15 protein-coding genes are annotated in these 20,326 nt (G+C 62.6%); 14 read left to right on the plus strand and 1 reads right to left on the minus strand.

Features of this window, described 5'->3' with window-relative positions; translation table 11 throughout:
• Positions 1-2 precede the first annotated feature (2 nt).
• The 4 genes from QWJ37_RS06695 (at position 3) to QWJ37_RS06710 (ending at position 4,175) form a co-directional block, all read left to right on the plus strand.
• A complete protein-coding gene (locus QWJ37_RS06695; RefSeq protein WP_290244857.1) occupies positions 3-797 on the plus strand; it encodes a lysophospholipid acyltransferase family protein in 795 nt (264 codons plus the stop codon).
• The gene (locus tag QWJ37_RS06700) at positions 794-1,837 is read left to right on the plus strand and encodes an NAD(P)H-dependent glycerol-3-phosphate dehydrogenase (protein ID WP_290244858.1); all 1,044 of its coding nucleotides are present in this window, start codon (positions 794-796) and stop codon (positions 1,835-1,837) included. Before QWJ37_RS06695 ends, QWJ37_RS06700 begins: the two co-directional genes overlap by 4 nt.
• Complete coding sequence (locus QWJ37_RS06705) at positions 1,834-2,985, plus strand: D-alanine--D-alanine ligase family protein (RefSeq protein ID WP_290244859.1); 1,152 nt, start codon at positions 1,834-1,836, stop codon at positions 2,983-2,985. Before QWJ37_RS06700 ends, QWJ37_RS06705 begins: the two co-directional genes overlap by 4 nt.
• A 134-nt stretch (positions 2,986-3,119) precedes the next feature.
• Positions 3,120-4,175 (plus strand): LCP family protein, encoded by a 1,056-nt coding sequence (locus tag QWJ37_RS06710; protein ID WP_290244860.1) that lies wholly within the window; start codon positions 3,120-3,122, stop codon positions 4,173-4,175.
• 15 nt (positions 4,176-4,190) lie between these two features.
• Here QWJ37_RS06710 and QWJ37_RS06715 read toward each other — a convergent pair whose 3' ends face one another.
• Positions 4,191-4,664 (minus strand): DUF3515 domain-containing protein, encoded by a 474-nt coding sequence (locus tag QWJ37_RS06715; protein ID WP_227901434.1) that lies wholly within the window; start codon positions 4,662-4,664, stop codon positions 4,191-4,193.
• Between the two features lie 94 nt (positions 4,665-4,758).
• Between QWJ37_RS06715 and QWJ37_RS06720 the strand changes: the two genes are divergently transcribed.
• The 10 genes from QWJ37_RS06720 to QWJ37_RS06765 all read left to right on the plus strand — a co-directional run bounded on the left by QWJ37_RS06720 (position 4,759) and on the right by QWJ37_RS06765 (position 20,320).
• Entirely contained in the window at positions 4,759-5,778 is a 1,020-nt protein-coding gene (locus tag QWJ37_RS06720) for an LCP family protein (protein ID WP_290244861.1), read from the plus strand.
• 5 nt (positions 5,779-5,783) lie between these two features.
• A complete protein-coding gene (locus tag QWJ37_RS16175; protein ID WP_356881567.1) occupies positions 5,784-6,533 on the plus strand; it encodes an OCRE domain-containing protein in 750 nt (249 codons plus the stop codon).
• A gap of 61 nt (positions 6,534-6,594) precedes the next feature.
• Positions 6,595-7,797 (plus strand): glycosyltransferase family 4 protein, encoded by a 1,203-nt coding sequence (locus QWJ37_RS06730; RefSeq protein WP_290244863.1) that lies wholly within the window; start codon positions 6,595-6,597, stop codon positions 7,795-7,797.
• A complete protein-coding gene (locus tag QWJ37_RS06735) occupies positions 7,794-9,536 on the plus strand; it encodes a glycosyltransferase (protein ID WP_290244864.1) in 1,743 nt (580 codons plus the stop codon). Before QWJ37_RS06730 ends, QWJ37_RS06735 begins: the two co-directional genes overlap by 4 nt.
• Entirely contained in the window at positions 9,533-10,423 is an 891-nt protein-coding gene (locus QWJ37_RS06740) for an ABC transporter permease (protein ID WP_227901439.1), read from the plus strand. Before QWJ37_RS06735 ends, QWJ37_RS06740 begins: the two co-directional genes overlap by 4 nt.
• A 49-nt stretch (positions 10,424-10,472) precedes the next feature.
• Positions 10,473-11,306, plus strand: coding sequence for an ABC transporter ATP-binding protein (locus tag QWJ37_RS06745; protein WP_227901440.1), 834 nt, complete (start codon positions 10,473-10,475; stop codon positions 11,304-11,306).
• A complete protein-coding gene (locus QWJ37_RS06750; RefSeq protein WP_290244865.1) occupies positions 11,303-13,207 on the plus strand; it encodes a glycosyltransferase in 1,905 nt (634 codons plus the stop codon). The genes QWJ37_RS06745 and QWJ37_RS06750 overlap by 4 nt, the downstream gene beginning before the upstream one ends.
• An 11-nt stretch (positions 13,208-13,218) precedes the next feature.
• Positions 13,219-14,466 carry a UDP-N-acetyl-D-mannosamine dehydrogenase gene (wecC, locus tag QWJ37_RS06755; RefSeq protein WP_290244866.1) on the plus strand — a complete coding sequence of 416 codons (1,248 nt, stop codon included), beginning with the start codon at positions 13,219-13,221 and terminating at the stop codon, positions 14,464-14,466.
• Positions 14,467-14,507: 41 nt separating this feature from the next.
• Entirely contained in the window at positions 14,508-18,911 is a 4,404-nt protein-coding gene (locus QWJ37_RS06760) for a glycosyltransferase (RefSeq protein ID WP_290244867.1), read from the plus strand.
• Positions 18,908-20,320: a hypothetical protein gene (locus QWJ37_RS06765; protein ID WP_290244868.1), complete on the plus strand. Its 1,413-nt coding sequence runs from the start codon at positions 18,908-18,910 to the stop codon at positions 20,318-20,320. The genes QWJ37_RS06760 and QWJ37_RS06765 overlap by 4 nt, the downstream gene beginning before the upstream one ends.
• Positions 20,321-20,326 lie beyond the last annotated feature (6 nt).

Consider the following 20,326-nt stretch of genomic DNA (forward strand, 5'->3'; position numbering starts at 1 on the left):
CCATGAAGGAATCGAGAAGGTCACGGGTGGTCTTCGCGCTGCTCGCCGGGACCCTGCGCCCGGTGTTTAATGTCTTCCTCAGGAAGCAGTGGCACGGCGCGGAGAACCTTCCCAAGGACACCGGGTTTATTGTCTGCCCGAACCATGTGACTGAAATCGATCCGGTGGTGGTGGGGCATTTCCTCTACAACCAGGGCCACCCACCGCACTTCCTGGCCAAGGCATCGTTGTTCAAGGTCCCCGTGCTGGGCCCGGCGCTCTCGTCCACGAACCAGGTTCCGGTGGAACGCGTGACCGCTGGTGCAGCCGGGTCCCTGGATGCTGCCCGCGAGGCTCTGGCAGCCGGGCGCGCCCTGGTGATCTACCCCGAAGGCACCCTGACCCGCGATCCCGATCTCTGGCCCATGAAAGGCCGGACCGGTGCGGCACGGCTTGCCCTCACCACCGGGGTACCGGTAATCCCCATCGCCCATTGGGGAGACCAGGAACTGCTCCCGCGCTATGCCAAGCGTCCCTCACTCTTCCCGCGTAAACACGTACAGCTGGTGGTGGGCGAGCCGGTGGACCTGTCCGACTTCGCGGACCAGCCGCTGAGTAAGGCCGTCCTGGACGGGGCCACCGACCGGATCATGTCGGACCTGACCGACATGGTCTCCAAACTTCGCGGAGCCGAGCCGCCCAAGGCCCGCTGGGACCCGGTGGCAAACGGCCAGCGGCAGATCGGCCGGTCTTTCGAGACCGGCGGCAACGTCTCCGGCACATCAACCACACACATCAAACCGGAGGCTCCAAAGTGACCGCCCGCAGTGAACACCCCGCCGTTGTCGCCGTCCTGGGCGCAGGAAGCTGGGGTACGGCTTTCGCCAAGATTGCCGCAGATTCCGGTGCCCGCCGCGGCACTGACGTACGGCTGTGGGCCCGCCGCCCCGAAGTGGCCCAGGATATCAACGGACGCCACCGAAACACCCAGTACCTGAAGGACACCGTCCTTCCGGAGAACCTGCGTGCCTCTACCGATCTGGCGGAGGTGCTCACCGGCGCCGATCTGGTGGTCCTAGCCGTCCCGGCACAGTCCCTGCGTGCCCAGCTGCGGGAAGTTGCCGGCCTGATTCCGGATGACGCCGTCGTTGTATCCCTGATGAAGGGGCTGGAGCGGGGCACCGATGCCCGGATGAGCCAGGTAATCGCCGAGGAACTCGGTATGCCGGCAGACCGGATTGCGGTGGTTTCAGGCCCCAACCTGGCCATGGAAATCGCCCGCCAGGAGCCCACTGCCTCCGTGGTGGCCTGCACGGACCTGGACACCGCCGGATGGATTGCCGAAGCCTGCACCGCCCCCTACTTCCGGCCGTACACCAACACCGACGTCGTGGGGACGGAGATCGGCGGCATCGTCAAGAACGTGATCGCCCTGGCCGTCGGCATCTGTGACGGCAAAAAAATGGGTGACAACACCAAGGCATCGGTGATGACGCGGGGACTGGCCGAGACCACCCGGCTGGCACTGGCATTGGGCGGCAGCGCTGAAACCATGTCCGGCCTGGCCGGCATGGGTGACCTGATTGCCACCTGCTCCTCGCCGCTCTCCCGTAACCACACTGCGGGGACCCTGCTGGCCCAGGGCCTGAGCCTCGCCGAGGTCAACGCGTCCATGACGCAGACCGCAGAAGGCATCAAATCAGCCCAGGCCGTCCTGGACCGCGCTACCCAGCTGGGCGTCTACATGCCCATTACCGAAAACGTAGTCGCCGTACTGCAGGGCGCAATTACTGTGGATGAACTGGGCCCGCGGCTGCTGGCCCGCGAACTGAAATCCGAAGGTGTGTCCGCCCAGTGAGTGTTGAATTCCCATCTGCTGCCGCTCCGGCCGGCGCTTCAAACCGGCCGCGCGTAGCCGTGCTCTTCGGCGGCCGCTCCAGCGAACACTCGGTCAGCTGCGTGACTGCAGCGGGAGTGCTGCAGGCCATCGATACCGCCAAGTACGACGTCGTTCCCATCGGCATCGCGAAAAACGGGCAGTGGAGCCTCGTCTCGGCTGATCCGGCGCAGTGGTCCCTGCGCTCGGCAACCCTGCCCGAAGTTCCTGCGTCCGAGGAATCTGTAGTGCTCTCATCCCAGGACAACAGCCGTGAACTGGTGGCCCACGCCCCTGGCAGCCTGCCGCGCAGCCTGGGCCGGATCGACGTTGTGCTGCCGCTGCTGCATGGACCGTTCGGCGAGGACGGCACCCTGCAGGGACTGCTCGAAATGGCTGACGTGCGGTACGTGGGAGCCGGTGTGCTGGCCTCCGCGGTGGGGATGGACAAGCACTACATGAAGGTTGTCTTTGAATCGGCCGGCCTGGCGGTGGGACCCTACGAAGTCATCACCGACCGGCAGTGGCTGCGGGATCCGCAGGCCTGCCTGAACCGTGCAGGTTCTCTCGCCTTCCCGCTGTTCGTGAAGCCGGCCCGGGCGGGATCCTCCATGGGCATCACGCGGGTGACGGATCCGGCGCAGCTGCCGGCGGCCATTGAAGCCGCCCGCCTGCACGATCCCAAAGTTGTTGTAGAAGCCGGGATAGTCGGCCGGGAAATCGAGGTTGCTGTTCTCCAGGGCCGCGGGACGGAAGATCCGCGCACCAGCCAGCCCGGTGAGATCGCCGTCCAGGACGGCGGACACGAGTGGTATGACTTCGAAGCCAAGTACGTTGACGGGACTGCGGTGGAGCTGAGCTGCCCGGCCGATCTGCCGCCGGACATTTCCGCACAGGTCCGCCGGCTGGCCGGAGTCGCCTTCGACGCCGTGGGCGGCGAAGGACTCTCCCGCGTGGACTTCTTCTATACCCCCGGCGGCGAGCTGATCATCAACGAGATCAACACCATGCCCGGGTTCACTCCCATCAGCATGTATCCGCAGATGTGGGCCAAATCCGGGCTGCCGTACACCGAGCTGATCGACGAACTTATTTCGCTGGCACTTGCTCGGCCCACCGGGCTGCGCTAAGACCGGCTCCGGAGCGCGTAGGGCTCCAGTCTTTTAGGGTATTCCTCCCGCTGCAGGTTCCTCTGTTCGGCAGTCCCCGCACGGTTACACTCAGGCCTCTAGGACTGACCGCGGACATGATGCGAGGACCGGACATGATGCAAGGACCCGGCATACGCAAGCGCCTTTCACAGGAAACCACGCCGGCGCCTCCGGAACACGGGCGCCGGCGGATGGGTCTGCGGCGGAAGCGTATCCGCAATACCGCCCTGGCAATGCTGGGTGTGGTGCTGGCCGTAGCTGTCGCCGCCGGAGGATTCCTCTGGTACCTGGGCACTGCCTACGATGAGGGCAGGACCACCATCGCCGGGGCGCTTCCGGTGGATAAACCACCCCGGACAGAAGCCGCAGAGAACGCCCGGAACATTCTCCTGATGGGCAGCGAAACGCGGAACCCGGCCAGTGGGGATGCCACACCGGACATGATGATGCTGCTGCATCTTCCCGGGGACCGCAGCGGTGTCTACGTGCTTTCGATCCTGCCCTACGCCGTGGTGGATGTGCCCGGACATGGCAGCCAGCCGATCGACTCGACCATGAGGCTCGGCGGCGTTTCCCTGACCGTGGAGACGGTGCAGAACCTGTTCAACGTTCCCATCGACCACGTCGCCGTGGTCGACTTCGAGGGCTTCCGCGGCCTGACCAACGCCCTGGGCGGGGTCACATTACATAATGATGCGCCCTTCCACTCCGACGGTCCCGAGGGGGAGTTCTTCGCTGCGGGGCGGATTACGGTTCAGGGGGAGTCGGCGCTGAACTATGTCCGCACCCGGCACACCTTCACCGGTGACAGCGATTCACGCCGGATGAGGAACGAGCAGGCCCTGCTTGCCGGTATCCTTTCCGGACTCCTGGACCGCGGGCAGGTACCCAGCCCGGTGATGATAGGCAATGTGGTCAATGAAATTTCGCCGTACCTCAGCGTGGATGAAGAGTTCGATTCGAGGACGGCAGGGGCACTGGCATTCAGCCTCAGGGAGATCCGGCCCGCGGACATACACATGTACACGCTTCCCGTCCAAGGCGGGGGAGTCTCGGCAGCCGGGCTGCCGGCGGCGGTCCCGGACGCCGCGGCAGTAGCGGACATCACTGCGGCTCTTGCGGCGGATAATCTGGCGGGCTACCTGCCGGCGAGAGCTCCCGCCGGCTAACCGCGATTCCCGGAACTAACTGCCTTCCAGGTCCAAAGTGTCTTCGGGGCTGAGACATTCCCTGGTGGGCTCAATATTGGATACTGCGTTCTGCAGCTGAACCAGCACCGTCGACGAGGCTACTTCATTCGGGTTGAAAATCACTTCGACGGCGGGATCCCGGCCGTAGGTGGTGGCGGTCCACGTTTCTTCGCCTTCGCGCAGGAGCCAGTCCACGCCGTTCACCGTGGCACACTGGTCCGTTGTGGGACCCGGCACGGCAACTCCGCAGCGCAGGATGGCCTTGGACGGGTTGCCCCATGCCGCAGTTGCCTGGCTGTCAGTGTCCCTGAGCTCGTACCCGGCCATTTCCCCGGGCAAGGCAACCATCACGGCAGCACACTCCGGGTTTGCCGCGTCCGGTGCGGAATCGACATCGGCTACCGGAGTGCAGCCCGTCGCCACAGCCGCAACGAGCAAGGACACGGCGGGGAGTGCAGAGAACTTCATGAACCAAGGATATCCGGCATGCGCGGTACCACCGGAATCGGTCCACGGTGGCGGGGTGTATAGACTCATACCGCCCCCGACCTGAGGACACAACGTGAGCGACCATCCATTTACCTTCGACGACTACCCGGAGCAGCGGCCCCGCAAGGGCCGCCGGCCGGTGCGGACCGTGCTGCTCGTGATGCTGAGCCTGGTCCTGGTGGCCGCGCTGGCCGCTGGAGGCTACCTCTGGAACCTGGCACGGACCTTTGACTCCGGTAAACAGGTGATCGCCAATGCGCTTCCAGCGGACAAGCCGGAAAAATCCGAAGCAGCCAAGGACTCGCAGAACATCCTGCTGATCGGAAGTGACAGCAGGGATCCCGCGGCCGGAGACGCGCAGTCAGACACCATGATGCTCCTGCACATCCCGGGGGACCGCCACGGTATCTACGTCACGTCGATCATGCGGGACACCTGGGTGGACATCCCCGGGTACGGCGAGCACAAGATCAACGCCGCGTCGGCCTTCGGAGGCATTCAGCTCAGCGTGGCCACCGTGCAGTCCCTCTTCGATATTCCTATTGACCATGTGGCAGTCATTGACTTCGAGGGATTCAAAGGCCTGACGGAGGCCCTGGGCGGAGTCACCGTAAACAATGAGGTGGCCTTCCAATCTGAAGGAGCGCAAGGAGAGTATTTCGATGCAGGACCCATCCGGATCGAGGGCGATTCGGCATTGAAATACGTCCGCGAACGGTATGCCTTTACTGATGGGGATTACCAGCGGGTTAAAAACCAGCAGGCTTTTCTGTCCGGTCTCATTTCCGGAATCCTGGCCAGAGACACCCTGACCAATCCTGTTCGGATCAACAACATGGTGGGCGAAATTTCCCCCTATCTCCGCGTCGACGAGGAACTTGATGCCGCCGCCGTCGGAAGCCTTGGGCTGAGCCTGCGCAGCGTGCGCTCTGCGGACGTGCACATGTTTACGCTGCCCAATGCGGGAATTGGCACCTCCGCGGACGGACAATCGATTATCATTCCCGATACCGGTGCCATTGCTGACATGGGGGCCGCTCTGGACGCAGACGACGTGGCCGGATATCTGGACACCATCGAGGAGCGGAACTAAGGATCATGAGTAATTTCAGGCAGCGTGCTGCGGCAGCAGGGGCTGCGGCGGTCATCGCCGGGCTCCTTGCGGCAGGTCCGGCTTCGGCAACAGGATCGGAGGAACCTCCCTCCGATCCGGGCGTCACTGCACCACCCCCGGGGGAAGGTGGTCAGGAGCAGCCAGCCGATCCGCCGCCTGTGACGCAGCCTGCACCCCAGCCTGCCCCCGCGCCACCGCCCCAGCAGCCGGCCCCAAATCCGGGTATCCCAGAACCCGCTCCGGTGATCCCGTCGGCTCCGTCCGAGCAGGCTCCGGCGCCCCGAGGAACGGATCCCGCGACCGGCTACCAGGTGGATAACTCCACCGGATACCTCATTCACCCGGACACCGGCTACTTCATTGAACCGGTCACCGGCAATCTGGTTGACCCGGCGACGTGGGAGTACACCGGCCTGGTCTGGGACCCGGAGACCGGAGAGGCCCGCGACCCGAGCGCAGAGCCCTCGCCCACCCCTACTCCCACCCCGTCCGCCACACCGCCAGCTTCCGCTTCACCCTCGTCCTCGCCCAGTGCCACCACTGAGGTTGCCCCCACTGCCACACCCAGCGCTACCCCGCTTTCCGCGGACGCAGCAAATTCCAGCAGCGGAACCGGGTGGGTGGTACGGGGAGGCGTAATTGTCCTCCTTATTGGTGCCGGAGCACTGTATTATCTAAAACTTCGGGGAACCGGCTCGGCCCTTCCGGTCGAGTCAGGTAAAACCAAGGAGTAGACTAGGCTCCGTCTTTCTGTCGTGAAGTGCGCGGCGGTGTTTTTGGTATGGGGGAATATCCGTGCGGGTTCAGTTACTTACCCATTCATATACGCCGGAACATAGCCCGCCCCAGCGCCGCTGGACCCAATTCAACAGGTATTTCCGAAGCCTCGATTGGGAGATTTTAGTTATTACGCCGGTTGCCCACGCACCCAACGGACGGCGGACACTCCCCAAATCCGAAGCCGGCCGTGCTTTCCGCTGGGACGTTGGCATGTTCGGAGAACGGATTCTGCGGGTTCCCTATCTCTGGCACCGCACCACGCGGCTGGGGCGGCTGATGGACCACTGTTTCAGCGCTGCGGCATCAGTAGCGGCCGGCATGCTGACCCGGCGGCCCGACGCGGTCATTGTTACTGTTCCCAGTCTCCCCATCCTTGGCGCCGGATACCTGCTGTCCCGGATTCGACGTGTTCCCTTCGTCGTGGACATGCGCGATGCATGGCCGGATATTGCCCGCGATGCCCGGATTGTCCGGGGAAGTGCCAAAAGCCTGACGGAACGGGCAGTAGTCACGTTCCAGGAACGTGCCGACCTGGTGGTGACCGTGACTTACGGCTTCGCCTCCACGCTGCGGGAACGCGGTTTGAAGAACGTGGCCACGGTTGTTAACGGCGTCGATATTTCGGTACGGGAGTTGCTGCCTCCACCGCCGGAAAAACGGGAGCGGCTGGAGGTGCTTTACCTCGGCAATCACGGTGAAAGCCAACGGCTGGACCTCGTGATACGGGCCGCTGCGCTGGCCCGTGACTACGTCCACCTGACGATGGTGGGCCACGGCGTCCAGCGCCGGCAGCTGATGACGCTGGCGCGGGAACTCAATGCACCCGTGAGCTTCCATGGCCCGGCCCGGCGGCGTGAAGTCATGGAGTACTACCGGGCGGCGGACACCTGCGTGGTGTCCCTCCGCGATGACTGGAAATCCTTTGAAACCACCATCCCGTCCAAGACCTACGAAGTTCTGGCAGTAGGCCGGCACGTCACCGCCGTCGTTCGCGGCGAGGCACGTTCGATCATCGAGGAATCGGGCGCCGGCGACGTTGTGGAGTCTTCCCCTGAATCGATAGCCCAGCTGTGGAAGGAACTTCACGGTGACAGGAGCCGGCTCCTTACGGGTACATCCGGTCGGGACTGGGTACAGGACAATGCCGACGTGGATTCACTGGCGGTGGCCTATGCTGATCTGCTGCGCAGCGTGGCGGGAGGCCGGCCGCAAGCATGAAGTTTCGGACAGCGGCCCGTAATGCCTCCCTGGCGGCAGGCACCGTACTTGAGCATCTGGGCGATGACCCGGTGGTCCTGGGACTGCAGGTGTCCCGACGAATACCCGGCCGGGTGCTGGATCCGTTGGTACGGACAGTGGAAAGAGTTGCCGCAAGGACAGTCCTGGGACCGCTGGCCGCCGTCGTACGGGGTGAAAAGGAAACCGCCGAACGCCGGCTTACCGCGGCCTCATCCGAAGGGGCTGCAGGCCGGCGGGCCCTGCACCTCGCGGACGTTGCTACCGCTGCCGGGTTCGGGGACCTGGCTGACCGGCTCCTTGCCGCAGCGGAACCCGGCACCCGCGGTTTGCCCGGGACGCTCGCGCGCCGCCGATGGTACGACGGCGACATGACCGGTGCTGTGGAGGTACTCGAGTCCGGGAGCCGGGCCGAGCGTAGACAGCAGCGCCGGCTCGCCTCGGAGCTCGCCGTTTTTGAAGGATGGCAGCCGATCCTGGATCCGGTGAAGGGCTACGTGCCGAATCCGGAGACTGTACTGCATATTCTCACCAACAGCCTCCCGCATACCGGCAGCGGTTATGCCCAGCGCACGCACTCAATCCTGAAGGCACAGTCCGAGCGTGGCTGGACGGTCCATGCGGTCACCCGGCCGGGCTACCCCGTGCAGGTGGGCAAGCTGCTGGCACGGGACATAGATCGCATTGACGGCGTCACCTATAACAGGCTGCTGCCTGCGCGGCTGCCCTTTGGCATGCAGCAACGGCTGCAGCAGCAGGCCGAACTGACACTCGCCCTGGCCTTGAAGACGCGGCCGGCGGTTCTGCATACCACCACGCATTTCGTCAACGGACTGGTGACCGCCGCCGTTGCCGAGGCTCTCGGCATTCCCTGGATCTACGAGGTCCGCGGCCAGCTCGCCGACACGTGGTCCTCGACCCGTCCTGAGGAAGCACGCCGCAGCGAACGGTACCGGCTGTTTCGTGCCTGTGAGGCCCGGGTTATGGCACGGGCCGACCTCGTGCCCACGCTTGGCACGGTCATGGCCGGGGAAATCGCGGAAAGCGGATTGGCACCGGAACGGATCCGGCTCCTGCCCAACGCAGTGGGGGAGAGCTACCTCGAAGAACCGCTGGCTGCAGCCGCCGCCCGGCGCCGCCTTGGACTCGATACCGACACGGAATTGATCGGAACGGTCAGCAGTCTGGTTGACTATGAAGGGCTCGATGACCTCATTACTGCCTTTTCGCGTATTGCCGGCCAGCTGCCCAACCTCAACTGCCTGATTGTCGGCGACGGCGCGGCCGGACCCCGGCTGCGGGCGATGGCAGAGGATCTGGGGCTGACGGACCGCGTCATCTTCACCGGCCGGGTGCCCCGGGAACAGGCCCATTTGTACCATCAGGCACTCGACGTTTTTGTGGTGCCTCGGAAGGATTTGAACGTGACACGAGCGGTAACTCCGCTGAAGCCGGTGGAGGCCATGGCCTGCGCACGGCCGGTGATAGCCAGTGCCCTGCCTGCGCTTGAGGAACTGGTCCAGGACAAGGTCACCGGCCTTCTGGTGGGCCCGTCGGACCCCCGGAGCCTGGCTGAGGGGATCAGCACACTGATGGCCGATCCCTCACTGCGCGGGAACCTGGGACGCCGCGGCCGACGGCACGTGTTGGAGACCCGTACCTGGGGATCCGTGGCTGAGTCCACGGTGGAAATGTACAGCGAAGTTGGAGCCGGATCATGACCCAGGCTTCCGCCGACATCGAAGCCGGCAAAAAGACCGTCACTGTCTCGGTTGACCTGCGCAAGGTATCAAGGGTCGGAGCGAAACCGCCCCTGCTGGACTATCTGGTGTCGCTCTGGGACTACCGGCACTTTATGGCGTACGACGCCAAGGCCAGGGTGCAGACCGGCAACAGCCGAGACCGGCTTGGCAGCGCCTGGCTATTGCTGGATCCACTCCTCAACGGGCTGGCGTACTTCGCGATCTTCGGACTTCTGCTGGGAGCCGGACGGGGCATAGAGAACTTCATTGGCTACCTCATCATCGGTATTTTCCTGTTTCAGATGAGCTCCCGTGCCATCCTGAACGGTGCCAAGGTGATCCGGACCAACCGGAACGTCATCCAGGCCTTTAGTTTCCCGCGCGCAACCTTGGCTGTGGCCGTAAACATCCGCGAGCTGCTCGCCAACATACCGGTCCTCATCATGATGTTCCTGCTGGTTATCATTTTGGCGCCTACGGAGGAAATCACCTGGCGGTGGCTGCTGGTGCTGCCCGCCGTCCTTCTGCAGGTCCTCTTCAACCTCGGGGCCGGGCTGATCTTGGCGCCAATGGTGGCCAAGGTCAATGACCTGGTCCACGTCCTCTCCTTTGGAATGCGGTTCTGGATGTTTACCTCCTGCGTCATGTTCAGCATCGAGCGCTACAACAGCGTTCCGTGGCTGAAATCAATGGTGGAAGCCAATCCGCTGTACCTGCTCCTGTCCATCGTGCGCGACTCCGTTCTCTATGCGTCCACACCTGCCTGGCAGAGCTGGGCCGGGCTGGCAGCGTGGGCGCTGGGCGCGCTCATTGTTGGAGTTGTTTTCTTCTGGAAGAGGGAAGAGTCCTATGCCGGAAACGATTGAGTTCGATCGGTTAGCGAGTTCGCCGGCCGTAGTGGTGGACAGAGTCGAAATGACCTATCGCCTTTCCTCAACGGCGTCCAAGTCTCCGTCAGGTGACGTTCCGGAAGGCACTGCGCGGGGTTTGAGGCGCTTCCGGCGGCCTGCATCGTCGGTGAAGGTCCACGCGCTGGCACCTTTGTCCTTTGTGGCCGAACAGGGTGAAGCGATTGGCGTCATTGGCCTCAACGGGTCCGGAAAAAGCACGCTGATGAATCTTCTGTGCGGGAAACTCCAGCCCACGGCCGGGACGGTCTACGCGTCATCAACGCCCACCATGCTCGGGGTTTCGGCTGCATTGGTGCCGGACCTGTCCGGGGCACAGAACATCATGCTCGGATGCCTGGCACTCGGCATGAACCATGCGCAGATCCGGGCCAAATATGAGTCAATCCTTGAACTTTCCGGACTTGAGGAGGCGATAAGCCTCCCGATGCGTTCGTACTCGTCCGGCATGGCATCCCGGCTACGGTTCGCCATTGCGACTGCCATCGACCCCGAAATCCTCATTATTGACGAGGCACTAAATACGGGCGATGACGAATTCCGCGACCGTACCAAACGCCGCATGGACGATCTTCGGGAACAGGCCGGCTGCGTGTTCCTGGTCAGCCACAGCCTCAAGACCATCCAGGACCTGTGCACCCGGGTTATCTGGCTGGATAAGGGCGATCTGCTCTTTGACGGAGATCCCGCCGTGGCGCTTGCCTGGTACCGGCGGTACACCAAGGAACTGGCCAACAAGGACCGTTTCGCAGCCGCCAAGCTGCGCAGACGGATGCTCAAGGACCTGCGCCCCGTAACCATCCAGCCGCTGGCTCCGGGACGGAGGAAGTCGGACGCATGAGCAGACTGATACAGGAAGCCAGAGCAGCCGCGTGGCATTTCCGGCGGAACGGCTTCGAAGGGCTCCGGGAAAACCAGCGACGACTCCGTGGTGAAAAGAACCGCTATAACGGTGCCGTTACTGGCGCGCAGCCGCTGAAGGCGGGCCGCTTCCGCAAACGCCTGCGGTTTGACGCGTATGAGGCGGAGCAGGTTGATCCCCGGCGCGCAGACCTCACAGTTGGGGTGATCCTGGACGAGTTCTCGCTGGCAGCGCTGCAGTTTGAATGGAACCAGGTGGCCCTCTCGCGTGCCGGCTGGCGACGGGAACTCGCTGAGGCTCAGCCGGACCTGATTTTCATCGAGTCGGCCTGGGCCGGAAACGGAGGCCAGTGGCGATATCAGCTTGCCGGCGAATCCGGTCCCAAGGCCGACTTTGTCGAGCTGATGGAGACCTGCCGGTCCCTGGGAATTCCCACGGTGTTTTGGAACAAGGAGGATCCGCCGCATTATTCGGATTTCCTGGAGACCGCGAGGCTCTTCGACTGGGTTTATACCAGCGATTCCGGACGCATTGAGTCCTACATCAGGGATTTGGGCCACGAACGCATTGGTGTCCTCCAGTTTGCGGCGCAGCCGGTCCTGCATAATCCCGTGCGTCCGCGCCAGGGCTGGCATCACCGCGATGTGGCTTTCGCCGGGATGTACTTCGCCCACAAGTATCCGGAACGCCGGGCACAGATGGACGTGCTGTTGGGTGGTGCCCATGACGCCGGTGTGGAAAAGGGAATCGGGTTGGACATCTTCTCCCGGCACGCGGGCCAGGATCCGAACTATCGCTTCCCTGAACCGTTCAGCAAACACGTCGCGGGTTCCCTGGCCTACAACCAGATGCTTACCGCCTATAAGGGTTACAAGGCCTTCCTGAACGTGAACTCCGTTGTTGATTCGCCGAGTATGTGCGCCCGCCGGATCTTTGAAATCACGGCTGCAGGGACATCTGTGGTGAGCACTCCGAGCCTGGCACTGTCCACCCAGTGGGAACCCGGGGAACAGTTCATTGTCACGTCGCGGGAGGAGACCAAGGAAACCCTTCTCGCCATAACCCGGAATCCGCAGCTTTCTGAACGCCAGCTGCATTTGGCCCAGCGGCGGATCTGGTCCGCCCATACATATGCTCACCGGGTTGAATCCGTGGTCGAGGCTGCGCTGCCTGCTGCAACCCGTCCCGTTGCACTTCCGTCCGTGTCGCTGCTTGTGTCGACCATCCGGCCCGACCGTCTGGAAGCTGTTTTCCGGACGGCCGGGGCGCTGCAGGGCCCAAAAACTGAACTGGTGCTGTGTACCCATGGCTTTGAAGCGGACGATGTCGAGGTGAAGCGTCTCAGTCTCCGCTACGGACTGGAAAACGTTGTTGTCTTTACGCGTCCGCGCAGCGAGTCCCTGGGGGAGTGCCTCAACGCCTGTGTGGCCGCCGCCAGCGGGCAGGTGCTCACCAAGATGGATGACGATGATTTCTATGCGCCCAATTACCTGCGCGATCTGGTCCACGCCCTGGCCTATTCCCGCGCCGACGTCGTAGGAAAACAGGCCCACTACATGTACGTTGCAGGGCACGATGCGACGCTGCTTCGATTCGCCGACCGTGAGCACAGATTCACTGCTTCGGTGATGGGCCCCACGATCACCGCCCGTCGGGAAGTGTTTGAGTCAGTTCCATTCACTGCCCTGAACAGGGGTGAGGACACCCGGTTCCTGAACGACATACGGGCGGACGGAGGCCGGATTTATGCCTCCGACCGTTTCAACTACGCACAGTTCCGTGGCTTGAACAACCACACCTGGAAAATTTCCGATACCGCTTTGCTGGCGTCGGGTGACATCCAGTTCTTCGGCAAACCCGATGAACAGATCGCACTATAGGGGAAATGAATATGAAGGAAATCAAGGACGTAGCTGTTATCGGCTTGGGCTACATCGGCTTGCCGACCGCCGCAGTGTTGGCGACCAACGGTTTGAACGTCATTGGAGTTGACGTCAAGGAAGCCAACGTTGAAGCCATCAACCGGGGGGAAGTCCCGTTTGTTGAGCCCGACCTCGGCGTGCACGTTGCAGGCGCCGTCAGTCAGGGAATGCTGAAGGCAACAACGGACACCCCGGTGGCGGATGCCTACATTGTGGCTGTTCCGACGCCGTTTAATGCTGACAGGACTGCCGATCTGTCCTATATCGAAGCGGCGGCCCGTGGCATAGCGCCGCAGCTGTCCGGTGACGAACTCATTATTCTGGAGTCGACCTCTCCTCCCGGCGCCACACGGCACCTGGGCGAGTACCTCGTGGCACTTCGCCCGGATCTGTCTCTGGATCCGGATACCGGGCTGCCGCTCATCCATGTTGCCCACTGTCCTGAGCGGGTACTTCCGGGCCGTGTGATGATCGAGCTCGTCACCAACGACCGCATCATCGGCGGCCTGACTCCGCTTGCAGCCGAGCGGGCGAGGGATCTCTACAGCGTTTTCTGCCAAGGAGGCATGCACCTCACTGACGCGACGACGGCAGAGATGGCCAAACTGGTGGAGAACTCCTACCGGGACGTGAATATTGCGTTTGCGAATGAGCTCTCAGTAATCAGCGACAAGCTGAACATCGATGTCTGGGAACTGATCGAGCTTGCGAACCACCATCCGCGCGTGAATATCCTGCAGCCCGGACCGGGCGTGGGCGGTCACTGCATCGCGGTGGATCCCTGGTTTATCGTGTCGAGCGCTCCCGAGGAAGCCAACCTGATCCGCCAGGCGCGCGAAACCAATGATGCCAAACCGCTCTGGGTCCTGGACCGGGTTGAACAGCTCAGCGCAGGCAAGGCTGCACCGAAGATTGCCGCACTGGGTCTGGCCTTTAAGGCCAACATTGATGACCTGCGGGAATCACCCGCAGTTTCCATCGTTGCCGACCTCAGCACCAGAATGCCGGCCGCAACAATCGGTGTAGTGGAACCACACGTCGCGGAACTGCCGCGCGCACTCGCCAGCTGCGCCAACGTGACACTGGAATCCGCCGAGGACGCTATCGGAGACGCGGACATCGTACTCCTGCTGGTAGACCATGATGCCTTCAAGGCTCTCGACCGCGCCCTGCTCACAGGCCGCGAGGTCATCGATACGCGGGGAATCTGGCGCTAGCCCTTTCACGTACCCATCCCGCTCAACAAAGCCGAAAGACCATGACGCACCACGCAGATGAACAGCAGGCCTTTTCCCCGGCCGAACACGCCAGGCGGCAGCGATATGCAGCCGATATCGATGCGCTTATTGCCGACTACGAACGTGTACTGGCTCAAAGCAAGCGGGACGCCGGGGAACTCCTGTCGCTTGGCAGCGAGTTTCACGACGTGCGCCTGGAGCTTGAGCAGGTTCGTGCGGAACTGCAGGCCTCCAAAGTGGAAGCCCAGCGGTTGCGGAAAACCCTGACTGCTTTGCGGGCATCATCGACGCTGCGGGCAGGAAAGGCAATTACGCTGCCTGTCCGCAGCGTCCGTAAAGCGGTGCAGCAAATGAAGCAGATGGGTGGTACCGCTCTTTTAGCCGGGCGGGTACCCGCGCTCGAAACACCGAGCCCGACAGAAGAGCAGGGCACGCGCAGGGAGCTTCGCGCACTCCAACGTACGTATGTGGAGCGGGCTAACGCGGAGCCTTCCATCCGCAACGTTTTGCAGGCCGTCTCTCACGGTTATTACGTCCTGGGGGACCTCGAAGAACCCGCAAGGCTGGTTCGCCGGCACTTATCTGGCGTTGAAACCCTTACCGGAAGCGATAAGAGGACCGTTGAGGCCGTGCTGGGGATGGCCCGGATTGCGGACCGCCTGCCGCCGCTCGGGCCCCGCCAGCCCAATCCCGGCTATCTGACGGAAAGAGGCCGGATTCTCTATTGCGCCCACAGTACGGGCCACTTCAACAGCAACGGGTATTCGACACGGACGGCAGAGCTCAGCCTGGGTTTGCGGCAGGGCGGAATGGATGTGCTTGTCGCCGCCCGTCCGGGATATCCCTGGGACGCTGCAACCGATGCGCCGGCCCCCGCCACTGAACGTTTAGTCCAAACAATCCGTGGCGTGAAGCATGTTTTTAATCCCGGCCCCAGTTGGACTGACCAAGCCTTGGACCACTACTGGACGGAAGCGACGGACATATATGTCCGTGAAGCCCAGCAGGCGCGTGTCCAAGCGATTCATGCAGCCTCGAACCATGTGACTGCCCTTCCGGCGCTGGCCGCCGCCCGGCGGCTTGGCTTGCCGTTTTCCTATGAGGTGAGGGGGCTGTGGGAGGTTACCGAGGCCTCCGGTAAACCCGGCTGGGAAGAATCCGAGCGTTATCGGCTCGCTGAAAAGCTGGAAAGCCATGTAGCGCGGGCCGCAGACACGGTGTTTGCGATCACGGAGCAGGTGAAGGACGAGTTGGTCCGCCGCGGCGTACATCCTGACCGAATCCATCTCCTTCCCAACGGCGTGGACACCGACAGCTTCACCCCGATGCCGCCGTCCGAAAGGGTGCGGACCAAGCTTCAGCTGCCCGCAGACATCCCTGTGGTGGGCTATGCCGGGAGCCTTGTCCACTATGAAGGCGTAGCTGATCTCCTGAGATCATTCGCGATCCTTAAGGAGCAGGGGGTTGGGTTTCGGGCAGTGATTGTTGGCGACGGTGCTGAGCTGAGCAACCTGCAACGGGAGGCAGAGATCCTGCGGATCGATGATCTCGTAGAGTTCACCGGGCGGGTAAGTGCCCAAGAGGTCGCGGAGTACATCAGTGTTTTTGATGTGATGCCCTGCCCTCGGCGGCGGATGGCGGTTACGGAACTGGTCTCGCCGCTAAAGCCGTTGGAGGCCATGGCGGCCGGTAAGCCTATGGTTCTGACAGATCTGGGCCCGCTGCGGACATTTGCGGGGGAGTCCCAGGAACGTGCCCTCCTGGCCGAACCGTCTAATCCCCAGTCGCTGGCCCAAAATCTCAGGATCCTTCTCGAAGACCCGGAGCGTCGCCTGGAAATGGGGCGGCGGGCAAGGCTGTGGGTGCTCCGCCACCGCAGCTGGTCCACCCTGGCGGGCCGGACAGCGAAGGAGCTCAGTGCCTCTTTCGCCGCCGCGAAGGCCGCTGCTCCCGCCGGCACGTCCCTGCAGCAGGTTACCGCGGGCCTGATTGCCGACACCTTTACTACCGAAGGCCTGCGCCCGGAGGTACTCGTGAACGAACTGCATCCTGATACGTGGCGGACACAGATGCAGGAGCACCCCATTGATGTCCTTTTCGTGGAATCAGCATGGGAAGGCCGCGATGGCGAGTGGCGCCAGAAGGTCGGTTTTTACGACGACGAGCGTTTCGGTCCGTTGCGTGAATTAGTCGATTACTGCGGGCAGAACGCCATCCCGACGATCTTCTGGAACAAGGAGGACCCGGTTCATTTCAACCGTTTCCGGCGTACTGCTGCAATTTTTGACCATGTTTTCACCACTGACGCCAACTGTCTTCGTGATTACGGCGCGGACACGGAAACCCAAACAAAAACCATCGCCTCGCTGCCCTTTTACGCGCAGCCGAAACTTCATAATCCCCTGCCGGCAGACCGTCCGTATTCGCATACCGTTGCCTACGCCGGTTCGTACTACGGTGACCGTTACCCCAAGCGTTCCCAGGAACTTGCAGGGCTGCTCGAAGCTGCCCGGCCGCACGGGCTGACCATCTTCGACCGGCAGCATCTAAACCCGGAAAGCCCGTATCGATTCCCGGGTTCCCTCCGGCCATTTGTCCAGGGCGGCTTGCCGTACCTGGAGATGGTCGATGCTTACAAGAGTCACCCCGTGCACATCAACGTCAACTCAGTAGACGCCTCACCGACCATGTTCTCGCGGCGTGTTGTTGAACTGGCGGCCTCCGGAACCGCCGTGATGAGCGGCAAGGGGCAGGGGGTGGAACGGGTCCTGGCCGGACTGGTCCATACCGTCAGTGAGAGAAACGAGACCAGTGCCCTGCTGGAACGGTGGATGACTGACGAACGGGCCCGGCTCGAGGACGTCTGGCTGGCCTACAGGCTCATTCACCGGGGGCACACCGCGGCACACCGGCTGGCATACGCGTTCAGGTGCGCCGGTCTGATCATCACCGCGCCTGAGCCCTCTGCCTATGCAGTGAGGATCCGAACCGCCAGAGCCGAGCTGCTGCGGAGCCTGGAAGCGCAGACGGTGCGGCCCGCCGTCGTAGTCATCGGGGACGGTTCCTCCGATGCGGATACCACGCTGCCGTGTCTACCGGCAGGCGACGCAACACAGGCGGCCCTTTCAGCGCTCGGTGTCACCTGGACTGCGGAGCTGCCGGACAGAGCGGTGGACCGAACCTTTTTTGAGGATCTGCTGACGGCCGAGTCTTTCGGAGAATGGTCGGAAATTGCCGTCTGCACGGAAATCGCGGGCCTCCACCCCGGTACCGGACTGGCCTCACTTGGGCGGCCTGGCGGGGAAAGCGTCCGGCTGGCCCGGCTTCAGCCGGAGGCAACGGATCGCCCGGCAATGTACTTCCACCGGCCGGGGTCGGTCTCTGCACCCGCCGCGCCGAATCCCGTGGCGGGTCCCGCCGCACCGGCGAAGACCATTTTGGTAGCCGGGCATGACCTCAAATTTGCCGGCGGAATCGTTGAGGAGCTGAAAAAAGCCGGCCACACGGTGATGATTGACCAGTGGCTGGACCATAACCGGCACAACGAGGAGCAGAGCAGGATCATGCTGGCCGCCGCCGACATAATATTCTGCGAATGGACGCTCGGGAACGCGGCCTGGTACTCGCAGAACGTGGGACCACATCAGCGGTTAGTGACCCGAATGCACTCCCAGGAGCTGTTTACCCGATATCCGCAGGCACTGGCTATCTCCAATGTCCAGTCCGTCATTTTTGTTGGCCGGCATGTGGCCGACCGCGCCATCCGCGATCAGGGGATTCCTTCCGACAAGGCGATTGTCATTCCGAATCCGGTGGACACGGCAGGTCTGGAGCTGACGAAGCCCGATGACGCCCGCCACCGTCTCGGGCTGGTCGGAATTGTGCCGGCACAAAAGCACCTCGACCGTGCCTTGGATGTGTTGGCCCTTCTGCGCAAACAGGATCGGCGCTATGAGTTGCACATCAAGGGCAAACGTCCGCAGGATTACCCCTGGATGGCCAACAGGCCCGAAGAAATGGCGTTCTATCAAAAACAGGAGGAGCGCATTGCCAGCGACCCGAACCTGCAGGGAGCGGTTCATTTTGACGGTCATGGGAACGATATGGCCGGGTGGTACCGGAAGGTTGGCGTTGTCCTCTCGGTCAGCGACTTCGAGTCCTTCCACCTGACCTTGGCAGACGGAGGAGCCAGCGGCTGTGTTGCCGTCAGTCTGCCGTGGGCAGGAGCAGACCAGATTTACCCGCCCGACTGGATCCAGCCCGGGATTGGGGACATGGCAGATTACATATTGGATGTGACATCATCCGATGACCGCTGGCGGACAGCGGGGGACGCCGCGAAATCCTTCGTCCAGGAACAGTTCGATCAGGAGAAGATTATTCCCCGCATTCTCGCCACCATTCTGGGATACGAAACGGCGTGACTATCGGCAATGCGTTTGCTCGCTTCGCTGCCCGCATGTCGTCTGCCTTGAGTGCGGTCGAGACACGGGCTGCCGCCAGGGTCCTGTCCGCTCCCTCGGCCGGTCCCAGGAAGCCTGCGGGGAAGAATCGGGCTGGTACGGGGGACTTCACGTTCTCGCTGACCAACGAACCGCTGACATGGTCGATTCCGGCCCGCTACCGCATCGAAGGTCATGGTCACTCGTTCGTGCTGGTGAGCCGGTGGTCACGGCCGGCCGACCTGTTGCTTGAAGCGAACGCGCCACTGAAGCTCCGTTTCGGTACGGAACCTGCGGGTATGTTCTTCAAATACCGCCGCGTTACGCTCGTTGGTGCTCCCGGCACCGAGGTTACTGTACGGATAGGGCACAACCTGGTGGCAGACCGCGGCGTAGGCGCCCCCGGCAGTGGTTGGAAAGTATGGCACGGACCGCGTCAACTCACCTATTTCCTGGAAGAGCCGCTGACAGAGGCAGGCAAAAACAAGCTCTGCGTTGCCTTTTCCGCCATCGGCGCGCCCTATAACTTCACCTACAATTACAGGTCCTCACTGGCCCCTGTGGATTCGTACCGCCTGTACGTGCTTGATGACTTTGGGTCCCGCGGCTCCTACTACTACGCAGACCACCGGGACAGGAACATTTTTTCCGCGGTGCAATCATTCCTGCAGGAACTAGCTGGGAACCTGTCCATCAGCCCTGCGGACATGGTTTTCCTCGGGTCATCGAAGGGAGGCACCGCTGCCCTCGTGCACGGCTTGCGGCTGGGAGCCGGACAGATCATCGCCGGAGCGCCGCAGTGCTTCCCTGGCGCCTATTTACGCGGAGCCGCACCGGAGATCCTGAACTTCATCGCCGGAGACGGCCCGGACGACCCCGCTGAATGGCTTGACCGGATGCTCCCCGACGCCATCGGGAACGTACGGGGAAATCCGGCCATCACCCTGCTCGTCGGGGAGAAGGACAGTCACAGACACGTCCACGTCGAGCCGTTCGTTAAGATGGCTGCCACCGCAGGTCTTCAAACCCGCACCCTGGTTGTCAAAAACGTTTCCCACAAAGATATTGGCCGCGCCTTCGGCCCTTATGTGAAAGCGATCCTGCGCCCCGGCGCGGACCGGGCAGAAAAACTGATCCCTTATCAGCTGGCGCCTCGGGAGGGCGAAGCGAACACAGTCCAGCTGCGGCTGTGGCTCCCAGCCGGGGAGGTAGCCGCGGTTGAGGTATGGACTCCGGAAGAGCGAATCCTTACCGAGGAATTTTCTCCGGAAACATATTTTCAATTCCATGCTCCCGCGGGCCAGTCTGTACGGGCCAAAATCACACGGAGGTGCGAGGCAAAGAGCACAGAGCTCAGCTTCGCTACGGAATGGCTTACGATCCCCGAATAACGGGCC

The sequence above is a fragment of the Arthrobacter sp. YD2 genome (assembly GCF_030410475.1).
In the GTDB taxonomy this organism is placed as follows: Bacteria; Actinomycetota; Actinomycetes; order Actinomycetales; family Micrococcaceae; genus Arthrobacter_B; species Arthrobacter_B zhangbolii.

Excerpts from the sequence above, each read along its gene's own strand:
- QWJ37_RS06695 (WP_290244857.1), top strand. The coding sequence starts at position 3 with ATGAAGGAATCGAGAAGGTCACGGGTGGTCTTCGCGCTGCTCGCCGGG.
- QWJ37_RS06710 (WP_290244860.1), top strand. The coding sequence starts at position 3,120 with ATGATGCAAGGACCCGGCATACGCAAGCGCCTTTCACAGGAAACCACG.
- QWJ37_RS06715 (WP_227901434.1), bottom strand. The coding sequence starts at position 4,664 with ATGAAGTTCTCTGCACTCCCCGCCGTGTCCTTGCTCGTTGCGGCTGTG.
- QWJ37_RS16175 (WP_356881567.1), top strand. The coding sequence starts at position 5,784 with ATGAGTAATTTCAGGCAGCGTGCTGCGGCAGCAGGGGCTGCGGCGGTC.
- QWJ37_RS06735 (WP_290244864.1), top strand. The coding sequence starts at position 7,794 with ATGAAGTTTCGGACAGCGGCCCGTAATGCCTCCCTGGCGGCAGGCACC.
- QWJ37_RS06740 (WP_227901439.1), top strand. The coding sequence starts at position 9,533 with ATGACCCAGGCTTCCGCCGACATCGAAGCCGGCAAAAAGACCGTCACT.
- QWJ37_RS06745 (WP_227901440.1), top strand. The coding sequence starts at position 10,473 with ATGACCTATCGCCTTTCCTCAACGGCGTCCAAGTCTCCGTCAGGTGAC.
- QWJ37_RS06750 (WP_290244865.1), top strand. The coding sequence starts at position 11,303 with ATGAGCAGACTGATACAGGAAGCCAGAGCAGCCGCGTGGCATTTCCGG.
- wecC (WP_290244866.1), top strand. The coding sequence starts at position 13,219 with ATGAAGGAAATCAAGGACGTAGCTGTTATCGGCTTGGGCTACATCGGC.
- QWJ37_RS06760 (WP_290244867.1), top strand. The coding sequence starts at position 14,508 with ATGACGCACCACGCAGATGAACAGCAGGCCTTTTCCCCGGCCGAACAC.